The sequence below is a fragment of the Kribbella solani genome (assembly GCF_014205295.1).
In the GTDB taxonomy this organism is placed as follows: Bacteria; Actinomycetota; Actinomycetes; order Propionibacteriales; family Kribbellaceae; genus Kribbella; species Kribbella solani.
The window spans coordinates 6,443,726-6,463,240 of the sequence record NZ_JACHNF010000001.1 but is presented as its reverse complement, the minus strand read 5'-3'; the positions used below and the strand labels follow the sequence as shown (position 1 = coordinate 6,463,240).

General features: G+C 69.2%; 14 protein-coding genes. 4 read left to right on the top strand and 10 right to left on the bottom strand.

The features are described from left to right. Nucleotides 1-263: 263 nt before the first annotated feature. Nucleotides 264-1,631, top strand: a complete 1,368-nt coding sequence (locus HDA44_RS29885; RefSeq protein WP_184840090.1) for a lytic murein transglycosylase — start codon at nucleotides 264-266, stop codon at nucleotides 1,629-1,631. A gap of 131 nt (nucleotides 1,632-1,762) precedes the next feature. Here the strand turns inward: HDA44_RS29885 and HDA44_RS29880 are convergent, their stop codons facing one another. The 5 genes from HDA44_RS29880 to HDA44_RS29860 all read right to left on the bottom strand — a co-directional run bounded on the left by HDA44_RS29880 (nucleotide 1,763) and on the right by HDA44_RS29860 (nucleotide 10,148). Further along, entirely contained in the window at nucleotides 1,763-5,431 is a 3,669-nt protein-coding gene (locus HDA44_RS29880; RefSeq protein WP_184840088.1) for a S8 family serine peptidase, read from the bottom strand. Nucleotides 5,432-5,619: 188 nt separating this feature from the next. Continuing rightward, nucleotides 5,620-6,582 carry an LLM class F420-dependent oxidoreductase gene (locus HDA44_RS29875; protein WP_184840086.1) on the bottom strand — a complete coding sequence of 321 codons (963 nt, stop codon included), beginning with the start codon at nucleotides 6,580-6,582 and terminating at the stop codon, nucleotides 5,620-5,622. A 106-nt stretch (nucleotides 6,583-6,688) separates the two neighbouring features. After that, the gene (locus HDA44_RS29870; protein ID WP_184840084.1) at nucleotides 6,689-8,515 is read right to left on the bottom strand and encodes a S8 family serine peptidase; all 1,827 of its coding nucleotides are present in this window, start codon (nucleotides 8,513-8,515) and stop codon (nucleotides 6,689-6,691) included. A 105-nt stretch (nucleotides 8,516-8,620) separates the two neighbouring features. Then, nucleotides 8,621-9,544 (bottom strand): GlxA family transcriptional regulator, encoded by a 924-nt coding sequence (locus tag HDA44_RS29865; RefSeq protein ID WP_184840081.1) that lies wholly within the window; start codon nucleotides 9,542-9,544, stop codon nucleotides 8,621-8,623. A 4-nt stretch (nucleotides 9,545-9,548) separates the two neighbouring features. Continuing rightward, nucleotides 9,549-10,148 carry an isochorismatase family protein gene (locus HDA44_RS29860; protein ID WP_184840079.1) on the bottom strand — a complete coding sequence of 200 codons (600 nt, stop codon included), beginning with the start codon at nucleotides 10,146-10,148 and terminating at the stop codon, nucleotides 9,549-9,551. A 259-nt stretch (nucleotides 10,149-10,407) separates the two neighbouring features. Between HDA44_RS29860 and HDA44_RS29855 the strand changes: the two genes are divergently transcribed. After that, nucleotides 10,408-11,637 (top strand): aldose epimerase family protein, encoded by a 1,230-nt coding sequence (locus HDA44_RS29855; protein WP_184840077.1) that lies wholly within the window; start codon nucleotides 10,408-10,410, stop codon nucleotides 11,635-11,637. Nucleotides 11,638-11,682: 45 nt separating this feature from the next. Here HDA44_RS29855 and HDA44_RS29850 read toward each other — a convergent pair whose 3' ends face one another. Beyond that, on the bottom strand, nucleotides 11,683-12,465 hold the full coding sequence (locus tag HDA44_RS29850; RefSeq protein WP_184840075.1) for an SDR family NAD(P)-dependent oxidoreductase: 783 nt from the start codon (nucleotides 12,463-12,465) through the stop codon (nucleotides 11,683-11,685). A gap of 111 nt (nucleotides 12,466-12,576) precedes the next feature. Here HDA44_RS29850 and HDA44_RS29845 point away from each other — a divergent pair, with 111 nt between their 5' ends. Then, the gene (locus HDA44_RS29845) at nucleotides 12,577-13,182 is read left to right on the top strand and encodes a TetR family transcriptional regulator (protein ID WP_184840073.1); all 606 of its coding nucleotides are present in this window, start codon (nucleotides 12,577-12,579) and stop codon (nucleotides 13,180-13,182) included. A gap of 134 nt (nucleotides 13,183-13,316) precedes the next feature. Further along, on the top strand, nucleotides 13,317-14,519 hold the full coding sequence (locus HDA44_RS29840) for a cytochrome P450 (protein ID WP_184840071.1): 1,203 nt from the start codon (nucleotides 13,317-13,319) through the stop codon (nucleotides 14,517-14,519). Between the two features lie 32 nt (nucleotides 14,520-14,551). Here the strand turns inward: HDA44_RS29840 and HDA44_RS29835 are convergent, their stop codons facing one another. The 4 genes from HDA44_RS29835 to HDA44_RS29820 all read right to left on the bottom strand — a co-directional run bounded on the left by HDA44_RS29835 (nucleotide 14,552) and on the right by HDA44_RS29820 (nucleotide 19,488). Then, the gene (locus HDA44_RS29835; RefSeq protein WP_184840069.1) at nucleotides 14,552-15,919 is read right to left on the bottom strand and encodes a hypothetical protein; all 1,368 of its coding nucleotides are present in this window, start codon (nucleotides 15,917-15,919) and stop codon (nucleotides 14,552-14,554) included. A 206-nt stretch (nucleotides 15,920-16,125) separates the two neighbouring features. Further along, on the bottom strand, nucleotides 16,126-17,034 hold the full coding sequence (locus HDA44_RS29830) for a DUF6807 domain-containing protein (protein WP_184840067.1): 909 nt from the start codon (nucleotides 17,032-17,034) through the stop codon (nucleotides 16,126-16,128). Then, complete coding sequence (locus HDA44_RS29825; RefSeq protein ID WP_337906568.1) at nucleotides 17,031-18,119, bottom strand: Gfo/Idh/MocA family protein; 1,089 nt, start codon at nucleotides 18,117-18,119, stop codon at nucleotides 17,031-17,033. Before HDA44_RS29825 ends, HDA44_RS29830 begins: the two co-directional genes overlap by 4 nt. A 67-nt stretch (nucleotides 18,120-18,186) precedes the next feature. Next, on the bottom strand, nucleotides 18,187-19,488 hold the full coding sequence (locus HDA44_RS29820) for an ABC transporter substrate-binding protein (protein WP_184840063.1): 1,302 nt from the start codon (nucleotides 19,486-19,488) through the stop codon (nucleotides 18,187-18,189). Nucleotides 19,489-19,515: the final 27 nt, after the last annotated feature.

Genomic DNA, 19,515 nt, shown 5'->3' with positions numbered 1-19,515 from the left:
GCCATTCTCCCCTGCCGCCCGCGCGGGCCGATGGGCAGGGCAGCCGGAAAACCCGGCGCGGATCGTCACCAAGGGGTATACACAGGCTTTGTTACGCGCCAGTATGGGTACCCGGTGACCGGTCGTACACGGTCTGCGTCCGACGCGTAACCCACGCAACGGGGCGGACGTTAGACCTAGAGCGAGCGAGAACCACAACGACGCAAAGACTGTCCGCAGCGTGGGGCCGGGCCGGTCGATGAGTCACGGAGGGGATTTCTTCGATGGCGAAGGGCAAGCGCCGCGCCACCGGTGGCGGGTGGCGTCAGGTGGCGCCGCTGATTCCGGTCGCGCTGTTCGCGAGCGCGTTCACCGTCAGTGCCACGGACGACCCGGCGATCGCCACCGCGTCGCTGGAACAGGGCGGCGGCGGCAACCCGGTGGTGGTGCCGAAGCAGCCGATCGCGGTGCCGGCGAACGTGCCGGTCCCAGGTCAGGTCGGGCCGGGAGTCGGCGCCGGCGAACCGCCGAACCAGGTGGTCTCGGGCCTGTCCCGCAACGGCATTCCGAACGCCGCGCTGAAGGCGTACTCGCGGGCCCAGCAGGTGCTGGCCCAGGCCGATCCGTCCTGTCACCTGCCGTGGACACTGGTGGCCGCGATCGGCCGGGTCGAGTCCAACCACGGGCGGTTCGGCGGCAACTCGCTGAACTCCAAGGGCGTCGCGGTGCCGGGCATCTTCGGGCCGCGCCTGGACGGCTCCGGTGGTACGGCCAAGATCGCCGACACCGATGCCGGCGCCTTCGACGGTGACGGCGCGTTCGACCGCGCGGTCGGCCCGATGCAGTTCATCCCCGGCACCTGGCGAGCCGTGGGAGTGGACGGCGACGGCGACGGCGTGCGGAACCCGCAGGACATCAACGACGCGGCGATGTCGACCGGCGTGTACCTGTGCTCCGGCAGCACCGACCTGTCCAAGGCGAGCGACCTGAACGCTGCCCTGCTGCGCTACAACCACTCGCAGTCGTACGCGGATCTGGTCATCAGCATCGCCAAGGCGTACGCGGGTGGCAGCTGGATCGCGGTCGGGAACGGTACGTCCGGGGACGACGTGGACACGGCCGGCGAGCAGATCGGCGACCCGAAGATCGACGCGCCGGCGGACAAGAACCTGCCGAAGGCGATCGACCTGCCCACCACCCCACCGGGCAAGCCGATCCCGACGGCGACCGACGAGCGCGACGGCAGCCGGCCGACGGTTCCGACCCAGCGTCCGACCACGCCGGCCAAGCCGTCCGACAAGCCCACCCCGGGCAAGCCGACGCCGAGCAGGCCGACCACGCCCGGCAAGCCCACCACCAAGCCGACGACGCCGACCACGACGACCCCACCGGGTCTGGTCACGCTGAAGACGGCCGCCGGGCTGATCGTGGGTACGGTCGGCAGCACCCTGCACGAACTGCAGACCGCGACCACGTACTGCCAGTCCGAGATGTCGAAGGTGACGATCACCAAGCCGACCCAGGACCAGCTGCAGAAGTGCGTGACCGCCTACCAGACCGGTGGCGCGAAGGCGGTCGACCAGGTGATCCGCAACCTGCTGTCCCTGCTCGGACTGCTCGGCGTCCTGGGCGGAGGCATCCTCGGGAGCTGATCCCCCACAGCTGCCACCTGATTTACACCGACCGGCGCGCCAGCCCCCACCCCTCCCTTTGGCGCGCCCCGGCGACGCCACGGAGCACCTCCCCCCGGCTTCGTGGCGTCGCCCTTTTTTGAACGATCAGCTCAGTTGATCCAGGCCTTCTCGATGGTCTGGCTGATGCTGTTGCCGATCAGATCCGTCGCGGTCACCCGGACACTGGCGGCCGAACCACTCGGAGCCGCCGGAAGCTGGGCCCGAACCGTCTTCCCGATCCCGCGCAGTGCGAGCTTCTGCCAGGTCTTCCCGTCGTACGAGATCTCGGCAGTAGTGCGGAAGATCGCCAACCCACGGACGCCCGGCTGATATCCCGGCGTGAGCTCCAGCAGCCCGTTGGTGTGCTTGTAGTCCACCTGCACGAGCGGCAGTACGGCCCGGTCCTTGCTCGGCGCCGACACGAAGTGCCACTTGGTGTGCGTCGCGGTCGACGTCGTCGCCCAGCTCTTCGGCCCACGCTGCTGGTCAAGCGTCAGGTCGTACCAGGCAGCCTTCGCCGGTACGGCGAACTGCGCCACCGACCAGTCCTTGCTCCCCAGCTCCACGCCGTTGCTGCTCAACTTCATGCTGGTCACGTCACCACGGTCGGCCCACCCGTACACGCTCCGGTCGCCGTTCACGTACTGCGGGATCGCGATCCGCAGCGCGTTCTCGAAGCGCGCCGGCGGCCAGCCCTGCGCCACATCACCCGGCGCCGCCGACAGACCGGGCACGGCCGGTCGCGTCAACGACTCCCACCAGCCGCGAGTGACCTTCTCCCCCGGCCGGTACGAACGGGCGAGCGTCGCGTCGTAACCGCTCTCGTTCCATTCGCCGGCGACCAGGCTCTCGTCCCAGGTCACGCCCTTCACATCGGTGGCCAGGTAGTCGGTCCGGGTCAACGGCCCGGTCACCTGACGCCCGGCGCCCAGCCCGCTCGCGATTCCGGGCACATGGGCGATCCGCTGTTCACGGTGCAGGAACCACGCGTCGTTGCGGTTGAAGGTCGTCGTCACTTCGGCCGGATGCAGCTTCGCGACGTCGTACGTCAACGGCCCACGGACCGTGGACGGCGCCATCACCAGGTCGTACCGGTACCTGCTGTCCAGCAGACCGTTCAGCTTCAGTGTCACCGGGCCCTTCGCGAGCAGGTCGAGCAGTTGCCTGCCCTGCGGCGCTTCCAGCAGGTTGAAGGGCAGACCCTCTTCGGCGAGGGTCGACCAGAAGCCGGGCTTGTCGTTGTACATCAGGACCGCCTTGGCGCCGGCGTCCTTCGCGGCCCGAACCTGCTCGGCGGTCAGGTCCTGGTCCCGGAACCGGATCAGTGCCACCTTGCCCTTGGCTCCGGTCAGCTCGGACGCGGTGCCGTCGCCGCCGTTGACCAGTTCCAGCTGCCCGGTCCCTACGTACACGGTCCGCTGGTCGCCCTCGCGCGGAGTCGGCAGCCGGAAGCTGCTGCCGGCACCGCTCACGTCGACGGTCAGTTTCGGTTCGGCGAGGTCCCAGCGCTGCACGACCTGGAAGGTGCCGTTGGCAACCTTTCCGAAGCCCTGCGCGTACACGCCGTCGGCGACCCGGCCGTCGAGTGACCAGCCGGACACCGCGTCCCGGCTGCCGACCTTGCGGTGCCAGGCGATCTTGACGCCGTTCGGGTCGGCCCGCCGCGGGGTCTTGACCGTGACCTTGTGTGCGGTGCGGGCGTCGAAGGCGAACGTGCGGTCACCGTCGATCCACACGTCCGGTTCGCCGAGCAAGCTGATCGAGTTCGTCCAGTTCGCTTCGTCGCCGCCCATCGCGAACGCCATCACGCTGTAGCGCCCGGTCGGTACGTCGAGCGTCCGGCTGCCGTTGTCGTCGAAGGCGATCGCCTTGACGTCACCGGTGTCCTGGTTCCACAGCTGAACCCCGCTCGCGCCGGTATTGGCGGTCGCCGGCTTGCCGTCGCGGCCGGTTGCCTTCACGGTGACCTGGTTCAGTCGTCCGCCGGCAGTGAAGCCGAGACCGGTGCGGACCGACTGGTTGCCGGCCTTGGCGGTCAGTACGCCGGCGTAGTTGGCCGGCTGCGTCTTCGCCAGGTTGAGCGTCACGTTCGTGGATGCCGTACCGCCGGCCGGGATCGTCAGCCGGGACGGGCTGACCGTGACGGCTGCCTTCACCTTCGCCGGGGACTGCGCGTCGACGGCCAGGGTCAGCGTCACCGGACGGCGCGAAGTGTTGCGGTAGGCAACGGTCCGGGTGACCGGCGCCGGAGCGGTCGCGCCGGTCCAGGACAGGTCGCCGAACAGCAGGCTGGCGGTGTCCGGGAGAACCGCCGGGTTCAGCGCGTTCGGGAGGTCGACCCGGCCCAGGCCCTGCTGGTCGACGCGGGCGCCGGCCGACGGGACCGCGGTCGCGGCCAGGGCGGCCTTCAGCTGCGGGCCGGTCCAGTCAGGGTGCCGCTGCGCCAGGATCGCGGCCGCGCCGGCGACATGCGGTGTCGCCATCGAGGTGCCGCTCATCGCGGTGTAGTACTGGCCGAGAATGAGACCCTCGGCGGTACCGGCAGCGCGGGCGGCGGCGATCTCCACGCCAGGCGCGGTGATCTCGGGCTTCATCGCGCCGTCGCCGAGGCGCGGGCCGCGGCTGGAGAAACCCGCCAGGCTGTCGTCCCGGTCGACCGCGCCGACGGTCAGCGCGTCGGTCGCCGAACCGGGCGAGCCGACGCTCTCTTCGCCGCCGGCGTTACCGGCCGCGATCACGAACAGGGCGCCGCTTGATTCGGACAGCCGGTCGACGGCCTGCGCCATCGGGTCGGTACCGTCCGACGGCAGGCCGCCGAGGCTCATGCTGACGACCTTGGCGCCTTGCTTGACGGCCCACTCCATCCCGGCGATCGCCTCGGAGTCGTACCCGCCGCCGCCGTTGTCGAGCACTTTGCCGATCAACAGCTCGGCGCCGGGCGCGACACCCTTCCGCCGGCCGGCCGACGCCGTACCGAGGCCCGCGACGATCGACGCGGTGTGCGTACCGTGACCGTGCAGGTCCTGCACCGCCTCACCCTGGACGAAGCTCTCCGCGGCGACGACCTGCTTGGAAAGATCCGGGTGCCCGGCGTCGTACCCGGTGTCGAGGACGGCGACCTTCACGCCGCGCCCGTCGTACCCCTGCTTCCACGCCGTCGGCGCGCCGATCTGCTTGGTCGAACGGTCGAGGGTGGCGTGCGTACGACCGTCCAGCCAGATCTTGTTGACCTGGCTGCTCTTGAACGTGGCCGGGCCACTCACGCCGTCCCAGAACGTCTTCGCGTCGGACTTCTTCACGCTGACCGCGGTGCTCCCGACGCTGGCGAGCGTACGGCGGAAGGTGGCGGCCGCGGGCGTACTCGGCGCGCTGCGCAACGTCGCCGGTGCGGTGAGCAGGAGCGGCAACTGATCGGTACTCGCGTCGTCGTACCCCTGCGCCGCGAGCTCGGTCAGGTTGAACAGCCGCTTGTCGAGCCGGCCGGAGGTGACCAGCGGGTACGCCTTCGCCGGGATCAGGCTGAGTTCACCGTCGAACGCGCCGAAGTAGTACGGCTCGTCGTTGAGCAGGCGGGCCGATGGCTGACCGTTGGAGCTGGTGGTCAGCTCGGCCACATCACCTGTCAGGAGGGTGATCCGCTTACTGCTCGTACCGGGCGTCGGCTGACCAGTCGATCCGGGATCGGCCGGCGGTGGTGGTGGACCGGCGGCCGCGGTGGCCGGCAGCAGCAGGGAACCGGCGGCCACCGCGGCGATCAGGGCCGTCGCTGATTTGGACAATCGGGGCAACATAGGCGGACACCTTCCGATGCCCCGACCCACGCGAGGCCATCGCCGAAACCCTCGCACCGCCCCTCACCCGAGATCCACCACTCCCCCTGACCGACCCCCGCCATGACCGGATTTGGTCACTTTGAGAACCCACCGCGCATTTCCCGGCGCTGGAGACGCGCGGTGGGTTCTCAAAGTCAGGCGAAGCGCTTGGCGATGCGTTCGGCGCGCTCGAGCAGGTCCAGGTCGTAGGCGACGCCGGGGATGTAGAAGTTGACGTAGTTGGCGCCGGCTTCCAGCACCGCCTCGACCTTGGCGGCGATCTCGTCCTCGGTGGCGATCAGGTTGTCGTTGTCGAACTTCTCCCGGTTCATCGGGCCGAGCGCCTTCGCGGTCGCCCGCTGCGGGTCATCGCCCTTGTCGATCGGGAAGATGTTGAAGTTCGTCGACTTGATGATGTCGTCGTAGTTCCGGCCGAGCTTCTCGCAGTGACCGCGGAGGATGTCCGCCTTCTCCTTGAACAGCTCCGGCCTCCCGGCGCCGATGTTCGCGGCGTCGGCGTACTGGGCGACCAGCTTCAGCGTCACCTTCGGGCCGCCACCACCGATCCAGAAGCTCGGGTGCGGCTTGCGGACACCCTTCGGCTCGTTGATCGGGGCATCGATCGAGTAGTACTTGCCCTTGTAGACCGGCTTGTCCTCGGTCCACATCTTGTAGATGATCTCGGTCGCTTCCCGGAACCCGGCCATCCGCTCCGGGATGTCGGTCCACTCGTACCCGTACGCCTTCCACTCGTGCTCGTACCAGCCGGCACCGATGCCCGCGTACAGGCGGCCGTGGCTGGCGACGTCGACGGTGGACGCGATCTTCGCGTACAGCGCCGGGTTGCGGTACCCGTTGCAGCCGACCATCTGGCCGATGTTCACCCGCTTGGTGTCGCGGGCCAGCGCGGCGGTCGCGCTCCAGCACTCGAAGGTGGTGTTGTCGGTCGGCTCCGGCGTGGTGTGGAAGTGGTCGAACAGCCAGATCGAGTCCCAGGACTGCTCGTCGGCCCGCTTGGCGACGGCCGTCATCGCCTCCCACTGCTCGATCGGGTCGGCGATCGCGGTCAGGTCCATCTTCCAGCCCTGCGGAACGAATACCCCGAAACGTGTAGTCATGGTGTCATCCTTTCCGGCGACGGGTGTCCCGGTCCATGACTACGAGTACTGAATTCGTTCTCAATCAGAGCACTACGGCTTCTTAATCGGCTTCTTGATCGGCTTCTCAATCGGCGCTGAGTACGCCCGCGCCCACCCCGGGGCCGCTCCGGTGTACGGCCCGTCCGGCCAGCAGCGCGTTCAGCGCGACCGGGGCCAGCCGGCCGCCGAACTCCTGCCGGGTCAGCGCGGCCACGCCCGCGGCGGTCGGCGCGGAGGCCGACGTACCGAAGAAGCGGCAGGCGCCCTGCGTCTCGGTCGGGCAGGTGCCGGAGCCGAAGCCGCCGGCGCCGCTGACCGATTCACCGTCGGCGGCCAGCCAGTTCGGCGCCGGGAAGCTCCGCTCGCCCGGACCCGGGATGCCGCGGCACGGGCCGGGCTTGCCGGCTAGGCAGCGGGTCGTGGTGAGCAGCTGGGTCGGACCGGCCGCGCTGTACGCCTCGAGCGGGGCAGTCACCGGGTCGGTGGACAAGCTCGCGTTCACGGCACCGGCGCTGGTGGCGAAGACGGTGTAGTTCGAGTCCGGGTTCATCGAACCGGCACGCTCCGGCGGGTCGATCGTCTGCACCCCGGCGGACAGTGCCCGCCACCGTAGATCCAGTACGGGAGCCTTGCGCGCCGTACTGGTGCTCTCGACATCGACGACGAGTTTCACCGCCTGCGGCGCGCCGGTCGTGTTGTCGTACTCGAACTGCTCGATCGTGTCGCCGACGCCGTTCCCCTGGACCGCGGTGCTGGACGCGAGGCACTTCGTACCGGTGGCGTCCATCAGGTACAGGTTCAGGTCGGTGAAACCACCTTGGCCGGCGGTCGGGTAGATCGCGCGCGGTTCACTCCACTGCAACGTCGGCAGGACCGAGGCGCCCGGGAGCAGGTTCAGGTCGTACGAGGTGTCGTTGCCGCGCAGCTTCACCACGTTGTCGGGGTTCTTCGGGCACCCGGTGTACGGGCCGGTGACCCCATCCGGTCCGGCACCCGTACCGATCGCCTGGACGCGGGGCGCGTGCCGGTTGCCGAGGTTGCCGGCCGACGAGCTGACCCAGATGCCGTGCTTCGCGAGTGCCTCGGCCGTTGCGGCGCCGAGGCCCTGCTGGAAGGCGGGTTCGTCGTCGAGGGCGATGTCCTCGGCGATCATCGTCACGCCCGCGTTCGCGAGCACATGGAAGGCCTGGAAGTAGTCGGCGTTCGAGTTCAGCGTGCTCGCGAAGGCAAGCTTCGCGTCCGGCGCGAGGTCGTGGATGATCTCCATCATCGCGGTGCCTTCGTCATTGTCGTACGCCGCCGACTGCAGTACCCGGGTGTCCGCCGGCAGCTCACCGGCGGCGATCGCTTGGGCGACGTGATCGGCGTCGCCGGAGATCACGCCGATCGTCTGACCACGGCCGGTCAGACCGCGCGCCTGGGCTTTGTCGGCCTGGTGCAGCTGGACACCTTCCGCGGTCACCGGTCCGGCGTCGACCGCCGGGCGCAGCGACGGCCGGAGCGCAGTCACCCAGTCGAGCGCGGCGACCGCGTCGAGCTTGTCGTACGGGACCTGCGCGGAAACCAGGCCGGTGTTCGGAAGGTCGGCACCGGGCACGCTCTTGAAGTCGGCGGAGTTGCTGAGCACGGTCACGCCGAGGTTCGTCAGGCCGGCCTGTTGCCGCGCGTCGATCGGCGCGGCGGCGTACACCTGTACGCCCAACCGGCCGCCCTGCCCAGTCGTCAGCGCCCGCGCCTGCTTTCCCTTGGTCGCGGCCGCCTCGGCCGCGGACCGCAGCATCGACGGCACCTTCGACGACGACGGTTCCGCGGCCGCATCGCTCGGACCGGCCGCCGCCGCGGGTGTTACCACCGCGACCACCGCCATTGGCACGACCAACAGGACACTGCTCAGCACGTACCGGAGCTTCATCGAGTTCTCCCCCACGACTTGTCCCCCACGCGTTGACCCCACTGCGCGGCGCGATCTCGATCACCCTCACCCACCCGGCGGCCGGCTGTCCAGACCTCACTGCGGTCAGGTCTGAACCGGCGTTCTGGAGCGGAGGCGGCGGAGCATGCGGGCGTCCTCGAAGCCGACGGTGCGGGCGGCCGACTCGATCGTGGCGCCGTGGCCGATCAGGTGTTCGGCGCGTTCGAGCCGGAGGAGTTGCTGGTACCGGAGTGGGGTGAGGCCGGTCGCGGTCGTGAAGATGCGGGTCAGGGTACGTTCGCTGACGCCGATCCGGCCGGCCAGCTCGGCGAGCGGCAGGCGGTCGGCGTACTGGGTGTCGATCACGTCCTGGACGCGGTGCGCCAGGTCGTTGAGGTGCCCACGGTGCCGAAGCATCGCGGACTCCTGGAGTTCGTCCCCGTTCCGGCGCGCGTACACGACCATCTCGCGGGCGACCCGCGCCGCCGCGAGTGCGCCATGGTCGATCGCGACCAGGTGCAGCGCGAGGTCGATACCGCTCGCGATCCCGGCCGAGGTGATGACGCGGTCGTCCTCGACGTACAGGACGTCCCGGACGATGGTCGCCCGCGGGTACCGGTCGGCCAGCTCGTCGGTCAGGTCGTGGTGGGTGGTGAACCGCCGCCCGTCGAGCAGCCCGGCCCAGCCGAGCGCGTCGGCGCCCGAGCACACGCTCGCCACGGTCCCACCGCTCGCGTGATGATCGCGCAACCGCTGCCGGATGGCCGGGCCGATCGGCGGCTCCGGCGACAGTCGCGGCGACCGCCAGCCGGGTACCAGGACCAGATCGCCGGGCTCCAGCTCCGGCCAGGCGACCTGCGTACGCAGCGGCACGCCCTGCGCGGTCATCACCTCGTCGGACTCGGCCACGTAGCTCACCTCGTACCCGTATCCGAGGTCGTTCGCGGTCGAGAACACCTGCGCCGGCCCGGCCAGATCCAGCAGGTGCAGCTTGGGCACCAGTACGAAGAGCACGCGAGCGGGACGCATCCGGTCAGGATGACACGGGTACGCCGGTGAGCTCGTCGAGGGTCCGGATGGTGGCGAACCGGCCGGCCAGCGCGTACTCGGTCCGCTCGGTGACCTGCTCGGCCGTCAGCGTCCGTGGGTCCGCCAGGATCTCCTCGACACTCGCCTGCTCGCGGATCGACCAGTGCGCCAGCGCCATCGTCGCGGTCGCCTCGGTCACGAACACGACCTCGTACCCGAGATCGGAACCGACCCGCGCGGTCGTCTCGCAGCACTGTTCGGTACGGATGCCGCAGACAACTATCTCGCCGACGCCGTGCTGGGTCAGCAACTGCTGCAGATTCGTTGTGGTGAAGGCGTTGTGCGACGTCTTGGTGATGATCGGTTCAGTAGGCAACGGTTCGAGACCGTCGAGCAGCCGGACGTTGCCAAGCGCCGGATCGAACGCGCCACCGGTGCCCGGCTCGGAGTGCAGCACCCACACCACCAGGTCGTCCTTGACGCGAGCGGCCTGGACCAGCCGGTCGACCCGCTCGGCGATGTCGGGGTGGTTCACCAACTGCCAGTTCGGGCGGGTCCGGAAGGACTCCTGGACGTCGATCACGATCAATGCGGTTCGGCTCATACCCCCATCGTCACCCCGCCGCCGGCCCGCCAACAGGCCCGATCCCGGCCCGTACCGGACCGATCCGGTCACCACCGCTCCAACCCCATTCGAGAGGTGAACCCCTCAGCTCGCCCCTTCACCACCCGCCTGCAGGTGGTGAAGGGGCAACCCCGGGGGTTCACCTCTCAAATTGACACAGGTCCGAACTGTTCCAAACACCGGTCTGGCGCGCTTATCGTGCCTTCGTCCAGCTTCTACAACGATTGAGGGGATTGCGATGCCCGACCACCTGCCCCGCCGCCAGGTCCTCCGGACCGCCGGCGCACTGGGCCTCGGTGCCGCCGCCGCGGGCGCTCTCAGCAGTACAGCGGAAGCCATCGAGGCCGATTCGGCCACTGACCCGACAGCTAGGTTGACCGGCATGGGCGAACACCACGGCAAGCTCGAGATCCGCAAGGACCCGTTCGGTACCACCCCGGACGGCCAGGCGGTGGACGTGTACACGTTCACCAACGGCCGGGTGACGGTCTCGATGCTGACCTGGGGCGCGACCCTGCAGCGGATCGAGACGCCGGACCGCCGCGGCCACACCGAGAACATCAGCCTCGGCTTCGACAACCTGCCGGACTACGCGAAGCTCAGCCCGTACTTCGGCGCCACCATCGGCCGGTACGGCAACCGGATCGCCAAGGGCCGGTTCACCCTGGACGGGACCACGTACCAGATCCCGGTCAACAACGGCGAGAACGCCTTGCACGGCGGGACGATCGGTTTCGACAAGTTGGTCTGGAAGGCGAAGACCGTCAACACCGGCAAGGCGATCGGCGTCGCGTTCACGTACGTCAGCCCGGACGGCGAAATGGGGTTCCCCGGCGAACTCACCAGCACCGTCACGTACACCCTGGACACCCGTGACAACCTGCGGATCGACTACCACGGAGGAGTGGCCGGCAAGCCGACGATCGTGAACCTGACCAACCACGTGTACTTCAACCTGCTCGGCGAGGGCAACGGCACCATCTACGACCACGTCGCGGAGCTGAACGCGACCAAGTACACGCCGGTCGACGCGAACCTGATCCCGACCGGCGAGATCGCCCCGGTCGCCGGTACGCCGTTCGACTTCGGCAAGCCGACCGCCATCGGCGCCCGGCTCCGCGGCGACCACCAGCAGCTCGTCTTCGGGCGCGGGTACGACCACAACTTCGTCATCGCCGGACAGCCGGACCGTGACGGGCTGCGCCGGGCCGGGCGGTTCTGGGAGCCGGAGCACGGGCGCACGATCGAGGTGCGTACCGATCAGCCCGGCGTGCAGTTCTACAGCGGCAACTTCCTGGACGGCACGTTCGCGGGCATCGGCAACAAGGCGTACCGGCAGAGCGATGCCTTCGCGTTCGAGACCCAGCACTTCCCGGACTCGCCCAACCACCCGAACTTCCCGTCCACGGTCCTGCGTCCGGGCGAGACGTACAAGTCGACCACCATCTACAGCTTCGGCACCAAGTAGCCGGCCCGCGCGAGCCGCCGTACCCCCAGCAGGTACGGCGGTTCGTCAGGCAGTCTTCACGGCACCGGCGTCGATCAGGTAGTCGGCGCCGATGATGCTCGCGGTCAGCGGCGAGCACAGCTGGACGATCAGCGCGGCCACCTCGGCAGGCTCGATCAGGCGGCCGGTGAGCATGCCCGCCTGCTGCGGCAGACCCGCCAGCAGAGCTTCGTGCGGTACGCCGAGCGCCCGCGCCAGCTGTCCGCCGTACCGCTCCGGGTCCGTCAGCAACCCGGTCCGCACCGGACCCGGTGACACGGTGTTGATCCGCACGCCCTGCGGACCGAATTCCTCGGCCATCGCCTTCCCGAAGGCGGTCAGCGCGGCCTTGGCAGTCGTGTACGGCATCGGGCCGCTCGACGGCGTCCGGGCCGCGTTCGACGACACGTTCACGATCGCGCCGCCCTGCCGGAGCAGGCTCGGCAGCGCCGCGCGCGTGGTGCGTACGGTGGCGAAGCAGTTCACCTCGAACAGCTGGCGCCAGGTCTCGTCGTCGGTCTGCAGGAACCCGCCGGCCGCCTCGCCGTCACCACCGCCGACGTTGTTCACCAGCAGATCGAGCTCGCCGACCTCCGCGAGCGCGGCGGCGACCACCTGCTCCGGGCCGTCGGCCGCGACCAGGTCCGCGGAGATGACGTACGCCCCGGTGGCGCGCAGCTCCGGCGTACTGGTCCGGGCCACCGCGACGACCCGCGCGCCCTCCGCCGCGAGCTGCTCCACGACCGCCAGGCCGATCCCCCGGCTGGCTCCGGTGACGAGCGCGGTCTTGTCCTTCAACTGGAGATCCATCGGACCCTCTTTTCGGCTAATTGCATCTTTGCTGATGCCTAGAAGCTACTACTTGCAACATTGATGTTGCAAGTAGCGCGAGAGAAGTGACGAGCGGGTAGTCTTTCCGGTGTGACCGATACAGCCGCGCGCCCGCTGCGTGCGGACGCCGAGCGGACCGTGCGGACGATCCTCGAGGCGGCCGAGCGGGTACTGAACCGCAACCCGTCCGCCTCGATGGAGGAGATCGCGTCCGCGGCTGGTGTCGCCCGGACCACCGTGCACCGGCGGTTCGCGACCCGCGAGGCGCTGATCGTGGCGATGAAGACCTGGGCGTCCCGGCAGCTCGCGACCGCCGTCGACGAGGCCCGGTTCGACAGCGCGCCGCCGCTGGTCGCGCTCTACCAGGCGACCGCGAACGCGCTCGAGGTCAAGCTCTCCTGGGGCTTCTCGATGAACACGGCCCTTGCCACCGGCAACGAAAGCGACCAGATCCTCGCGGACGTGGTGGCCGCCTGCGACCGGCTGTTCGCGCGCCTGAAGGACAGCGGCGTACTGCGCCCGGACGTCGACCTGATCTGGGTCCGCCGGGTGTACTACGCGCTGCTGCACGAAGTCTGCGAAAACCGCGCCGCCGACGCTGATGACCCGGATGACCCGGATGACACCGACACACTGGCGACCCAGGTCGTCGACACCCTGCTCCGCGGGGTAGGCAGCCCGAACGCCCAGTTGTAGTCGGAGCCGGGCCGCTCGGCCGCGTGCAGCCACGGTCGGCGAGACACGCCCCCGGCGTGGACGCGATCCGCCGCGCGCCTGCCGACGCGCCGTTCTCGGAGGCAAGGGTTACCTAAGTTGCCTAGGGTCGGGGTATGGCTGATCCGGTGTTGCAGATTCCGTTCGAGGACGCGTTCCGGTTCGATCCGTCGCCGACGTTCGCCGAGCTGCGCGAGGACCGCCCGGTGGCGCGGGTCCGCACGCTGGCCGGCGCCGACGTCTGGCTGGTGACGCGGTACGAGGACGTCAAACTCGTACTCGCCGATCCGCGCTTCTCGCGCGCCGCCGTGGTCAAGCAGGGCGCGCCCCGGGTCGCGCTGGCCAAGCCGATGCCGAACAGCCTGACCACCACCGACCCGCCCGAGCACACCCGGCTCCGACGGTTGGTGGCCCCAACGTTCGCGCACCGGAAGATCGAACGTACCCGGCCGTGGGTCGCCGAGCTGTCGGCGCGACTCGCCGAGGACGTGGCCCGCGCCGGCGATGGCGCCGACCTCCGTCAGCTGGTCGCATTGCCGCTGCCGATCCAGGTCATCTGCCAGCTGCTCGGCGTACCGTACGCGGACCGGGAACAGTTCCGCGAGTGGACCGAGCTCGGGTACAGCATGAAGATGGCGGAGAAGGACCTGGTCGAGGACGCGATGACCAGCCTGACCGCGTACATCGAGGACCTGGTCGGCAAGAAGCTGGCGAACACCGATCAGCCGGCCGAGGATCTGCTCGACGAGCTCGTCCGCGCCCGCGAGCAGGGCGATCGGCTCAGCCAGGAGGAGCTGATCGCGTTCGGCGTGAACCTGCTGGTCGCCGGTCACGAGACCTCGGCGAACCAGATCTCCAGCTGTGTCGCGACCCTGCTGCGCTGGCCGGAGAACTGGGATCGGCTGGTCGCGGACCCGTCGCTGGTCCCGTCGGCGATCGAGGAACTGCTGCGCTTCAACCGGTTCAGCGAGGTCGGGCAGTTGCGGGTCGCGCTCGAGGACCTCGAGCTGCACGGCGTACGCATCAAGGCCGGCGAAGGCGTGATGGCAGCCCTCAACTCGGCCAACCGCGACCCCCGGGCGTACGAAGCGCCGGACGAACTGCGCCTGGACCGGGCGGACAACAAGCACCTGTCCTTCGGCTTCGGACCGCACTTCTGTCTCGGCGCGCAACTGGCGCGGATCGAGTTGCAGGAGGCACTGCTGGCGCTGGTCCGGCGCTTCCCGCGGATGCGGCTCGCGAAACCGGCCGAAGAGCTCGAATGGCGGCGCGTCCTGGTCAGCGGTCTCGCGGAACTGCCGGTGAACCTCAACCTCTGAGGCGCACCGGCAGTTCACATAGCTCTTGAAACTCAGTTCGGCGAGGTGAAGACCAGGCCGTGCTCAGCCTCGTACTGCTCGATGAAACGGCTCGCCATCGGCTCGCTGCAGTTGATCGCCGTGGCCAGGTTCTTCGCCGTGCGCTCGTGACCTTCCGGCCAGTCGGCCAGCATGTTCCACGCGCGCATCCGCCGCTTCTCCAGATCGGTCGGCTCCGGCTGCTCTTCCTCCGGCTCCGGCTCAGCCTTCCCGGCCGGCGCCGGGTCCGGTAGCACCGGTTCGACCTTCACACCGCTCAGCAGCGCCGGCGGCTGGGCGTCCGTCGGTCCCGCGAACGGTGACGGCGGCTGCGGCTTCTTCACCACCGGCTCGGCCTTCGGCTGCGGGGCCAGCGGCTGAAGCTTGCCGCTGGCACCGTTCCGCGACTCGCTCTCGTCCTCGACCACGACCGCCTCGGCGACGTCGCTGTCGGTCCGGTCGGGCTGGTCGACGATCGCCATCAGCTCGCCGGTCCAGGCGTCCTCGTCGCCACGCAACGACACACCGCCGTCCGCGCGCCGCGGCTGCCCGCCTTCGAGCACCCACACCGCGGCCGGACGCTCTTCGGCCTCCGGTGGCGGCGAGATCGCCTTGGTCAGCTTGTTGGTGATGACCTCGTAGTTGATCCGCTCCTCGAGCATGCCGGCCAGCCGGTCCGGGTCGTACGTCGTCTCGGCGATCTTCGCCAGCCGCTCGTCCTGGTGCTCGGACCGGATGTACTCGGCAACCGTTCCGGCGATCGCCTCACGCCGGCTCCGGTTCCGGATCTGGTGCTGCGCCGCGCGGAGACTCTCGTACAGGCCGTAGCCGTGTTCGATCGCCAGCGAACGGGCCAGCCAGGTGACCCGCGGTTCGCGAGCCCACTGCACCAGGCCGTACACCGGACCGGTGTCACGCATCTGCCCCGCCCCGCGCAGCGCGTCGCGGCGGCGCGCCGAGCTGTGGATCAGCCAGAGTACGTAGGCGAACGCGGACAGGCCGCCGAAGCCGAAGGCGAGGAACCGCTCCTCCGGCCGCCAGTGGCCGATCACGTTGAAGACGACCGCGACCAGGGCCGCGAAGAACGACATCGCCCGGTACGCGTAGGCCTGCTCGCCCTTGCGCCGGCGCAGGTCGGCGAGCGCGGCGGTGGCGACACCACCGAGCTCGAGCACCGCGACCGCGGGAGTGACCAGGACGATCTTGAGCAGCGTCGAGAAGCCGCTGTCCGGCCAGGGGATATGGGTCACGCCGGCCCAGACCTGGCCGACCAGAGCCGCGGCAGCCGCGGTCGCGTAGAAAGCGTAGGCGACTTTGTCCGCACCGGTGAGGGGTACGTTGACCAGTTCGCCAGTACTGGTTGTGCTGGTGTTCTCCTGCAAGACGTGCTCTCCTGACCGGTTTGGGCTCTCCGGCAGTTCGTCGGGTGGGTGGTACGGCGGCCCCCATGTAGCGCGCTGCACGAGGCTACCGGTTCCCGGCCCCGGAAGGGGAGGCGAATCCGGAAACGTCTCGAACCTCCCCATTACCTTGGCGGCTTACACCTCCGAATTTCAAACGCTTCCTTTTTTGTTGATAAGGAAGCGACTTAGCCCAGTGCTTTCCGCGCCTGGTCCGCGAGCGCGTTGGCGCGGGCGTCATCGGAGAGACCGTCGGCGACCAGGACGGCGTACCTGAGGTTAAGAGTGCTGCCGGCCGGGACAGGCAGTTCTTCGGAGAACCACGGAGCCGGGCAGACCGCGGCGAAGTTCTCCGAGCGGACGAACCACCGCGGAGGATGGCGTACGTTGCCGGTGTCGTCCGCGACGATGATCGTCGACGCCGTGTCCGTCTCGTCCTGCCGCGCGGTGAAGCCCATCCACGGTGCGCGCTGCCCCATCAACTCGTCGCGCCCGCTGCCCTGCGGGGAGAGGATCGTGCCGTTGGTAAAGCAGCGCGGTCCGCGCCAGAACAGTCCGCCGTACCCGGCGTTCGGCCGACCGGCCGTGGTCGGGCTGCCGATCGGTACGTCCTCGCCGGACACGTTCGTCATCGCGGTCTCGTACCGCAACACCCAGCCGTCGTCGGTGCAGCGCGTGATGATCGTACGCAGCTCGTCGACGACCTGCTTGCCGCTCTGGGTGTGCCACGAGAGGTGATGCGCGAACCGGACCTCGTCATCGCTGACGTCGAGCGCGTCCACCCGGTCGTGGTGCTGCGATCCGTTGTTGTCCCGCGGCTGGTAGCCGTCCTCCTTGGCGTACGTCGGCCCGCCCCAGAAATTGTCCCGCCCGAAGTGCGGCAGCGACCACGCGAGACCCTTGTGCCACAGGTGATCCCACGGGCGGTACACGCTGACCAGATCGCCGGTCAGCGTGCGGATCGGGTGGAAGTACGGGCGCGGCGATTCGTACTGCGGGTCGTCCGCGTTGTACACGTACGTGAACAGCTCGCGGCCGCCCGCGGTGACCTGGATGGATCGGCCGACCGCGTGGTTGCAGCCAAGATTCCGCGTCATTGAGTCTTCCCTTTTGATTGGCTCCAAGGCGCGCCGAGTTCGCTGAACAACGCGAGCTCGTCCGAGGCGCGGTCGATCCAGTCCTCCACTTCGAGGACGACCGGCCGGCGTTCCGGTCCGTCGCCTTCCCAGCGCACCAGCTCCGCGGGAATCTCGATCGGATCCGGGGCGGTCCGCACCGCCTCGACCACGCGGGTGAATCCGCCGGTCGCGTGCAAAGGACAGTAGAGCGGTACGGCCGGGTCGGCGCGGTGTGCGATCAGGTTCTCCAGCAGATCCGCCCGGCCGTACTTCGTACCGTCGATCAGGTCCGACTGGTACGTCAGCACCGCACGCCCTTCAGAGCCGTGCACGATCACGGACGCCTCCAGATGCTCCGTCGCGCACAAGGTGACCGCGATCAGGATCGGCGTACCTCGAGTGGTCGTGATCCGTACCGATGAGGTGTCGTCGGACTCGATCGGATTCGCCCGGTACAGCTCGGTCTCGACCGTGCGTACGTCATCCACGCCGGTCGAACCGTCCAGCAGCAGCGCAGCCGCGGCCGCATGCGCGAGTGGGTTCGTCACCGCGCCGTCGACCACGTCGATTCCGTCGAGCCGTCGCCGGCCGGACCAGCGCGCCCGCTGGAAGTACCGCGCCTTTCGTACCCACTTGCCGGTCGCGCTGATGCCGCGAAGCTCGCCGAGGTGTCCGTCGGCGATCATCGATGCCAGCTTCAACGTGGCCTCCGACGCCTGCGCCTGGAACCCGACCTGGCAAGCCCGGCCGGTCTCGGCCACCACTGCGGACAGCCGCTCGAACTCGGCCAGCGTCGCGGTCGGCGGCTTCTCCAGCAGTATGTCGGCGCCCGCGCGCATCGCCAGCTCCGCGAGCGGTACGTGCGTCTGGATCGGCGTACAGATCACCACCACGTCGACCGCGGTCGCGGCCAGCAGCTCGTCCAGACCCGCGAAGACCTGGACCCCGGCCGGCAGGTCGGCCGCGCCTTGCGGGTCGGCGACCGCGACCAGCTCGGCCTGGCCGCGTCCGGCCAGCCGGGTGACGTTCCGGAGATGGGAGGCGCCGTGGCCGTGAATTCCCACCACGGCCACGCGCGGCCCAGACGGCCCAAGCGGCCCCGTCATCGGCAATCAGTTGCCGTCAGCAACACTATTTGAGCTCCCCGTCGACCTCGGCCAGGAACGCCTTGGCGGCCGCGTCCGGCGCCTGCCGCCCGAACAGCACCTCGGTCGTGTACCGCTGGATGATCTTCTCCACCTGGCCACCACCGACCGGCGGCGCCGGCGACGGGTCGCCCAGGTCCTTGCCGATGTCCTGGATGAACTTCGCGGTCGCGGCGTCGGCCGGCTGCAGCTTCGGCGTCACCTCGGCGCGGATCTCGGTGTTCGGCGGTACGCCCCGCTCGGCCAGCAGCACGTTCCCGGCCGCGGCGCTGTTGGCCAGGTAGTTGACGAACTCGGCGGCCGCCTTCTGCTGCTTCGACCGGGACGAGATCGACCAGAACATCGAACCCTTGTAGTACGAGCCGTTGTCGGCCGCCTTGCCGTCCGGGCTCGGAATCCGGAGCAGCTTCAGCTGCTGACCGGTCGCCTTGCTGAAGGCGACCAGCTGGTTGCTCCAGATGAACGTCATCGCCAGCTTGCCGGTCGCGAACGCGGACTGGTCCAGCGACGCGTTCATGTCCTGCGAGACCGCCTCGGCCGACGGGATCGCCTTCTGGTCGCGCAGCTTCAGGATGTACTTGAAGAAGTCGGTGGTCTGCTCCGGCGAGACGCCGAGCTTCCCGTCCTTGGTCCAGAGCGACTCGCCGTTCTGCCGGGCCCACAGGTTCAGGCCGGCCTCGTTGCCGCCGAGCGTGCCGGAACCGGTGATCTTGCCGCCGGTCTTGGTGGTGATCTCGGCAGCGGTCCTGGCGAAGTCGTCCCAGGTCCAGGTGGTGTCGTCCGGGATCGGTACGCCGGCCGTCTTGAACGCCGCCGGGTTCACCACTACCGCGAAGGAGTTGATGCCGGCGTTCAGCCCGTACAGACCGCCGTCGAACTCACCGGCGCCGAGGGTGTCCGGCTCGAACTTGCCGGTGTCCAGGCCCGGCGCCTTCTTCAGGTCGAGCAGCGCGCCCCGCTTGGCGTACTCGCGCAGGTACTTCTCGTCCATCTGGATGATGTCGGGCGCGTCGTTCGCCGCGACCGTGGTGGCGAGCTTGTCCCAGTAGCCGGACCACTCACCGAACTCACCCTTGATGGTGACGTCCGGATGGTCCTGCTGGTACGCGTCGATCACCTGCTGGGTGAGCTTGGTCCGGGTGTCCGACCCCCACCAGGTGAAGCGGAGCGTGACCTTGCCGCCGTCCTTCGACGACGCGGCGCCGCCGGAGTCGCCACCGCAGGCGCTTGCCGCCAGCAACGTGGTGGCCAGCGCCAGGGCCGTCAGGGCCTTGGGGATGTGCCTCATGTGGTGCACCTTTCAGCAATATCTACA

What these genes read in the sequence shown, in the direction of transcription:
- HDA44_RS29855 (WP_184840077.1), top strand. Translation starts at nt 10,408, where the DNA reads ATGCCCGACCACCTGCCCCGCCGCCAGGTCCTCCGGACCGCCGGCGCA.
- HDA44_RS29875 (WP_184840086.1), bottom strand. Translation starts at nt 6,582, where the DNA reads ATGACTACACGTTTCGGGGTATTCGTTCCGCAGGGCTGGAAGATGGAC.
- HDA44_RS29860 (WP_184840079.1), bottom strand. Translation starts at nt 10,148, where the DNA reads ATGAGCCGAACCGCATTGATCGTGATCGACGTCCAGGAGTCCTTCCGG.
- HDA44_RS29840 (WP_184840071.1), top strand. Translation starts at nt 13,317, where the DNA reads ATGGCTGATCCGGTGTTGCAGATTCCGTTCGAGGACGCGTTCCGGTTC.
- HDA44_RS29885 (WP_184840090.1), top strand. Translation starts at nt 264, where the DNA reads ATGGCGAAGGGCAAGCGCCGCGCCACCGGTGGCGGGTGGCGTCAGGTG.
- HDA44_RS29850 (WP_184840075.1), bottom strand. Translation starts at nt 12,465, where the DNA reads ATGGATCTCCAGTTGAAGGACAAGACCGCGCTCGTCACCGGAGCCAGC.
- HDA44_RS29820 (WP_184840063.1), bottom strand. Translation starts at nt 19,488, where the DNA reads ATGAGGCACATCCCCAAGGCCCTGACGGCCCTGGCGCTGGCCACCACG.
- HDA44_RS29865 (WP_184840081.1), bottom strand. Translation starts at nt 9,544, where the DNA reads ATGCGTCCCGCTCGCGTGCTCTTCGTACTGGTGCCCAAGCTGCACCTG.
- HDA44_RS29870 (WP_184840084.1), bottom strand. Translation starts at nt 8,515, where the DNA reads ATGAAGCTCCGGTACGTGCTGAGCAGTGTCCTGTTGGTCGTGCCAATG.
- HDA44_RS29830 (WP_184840067.1), bottom strand. Translation starts at nt 17,034, where the DNA reads ATGACGCGGAATCTTGGCTGCAACCACGCGGTCGGCCGATCCATCCAG.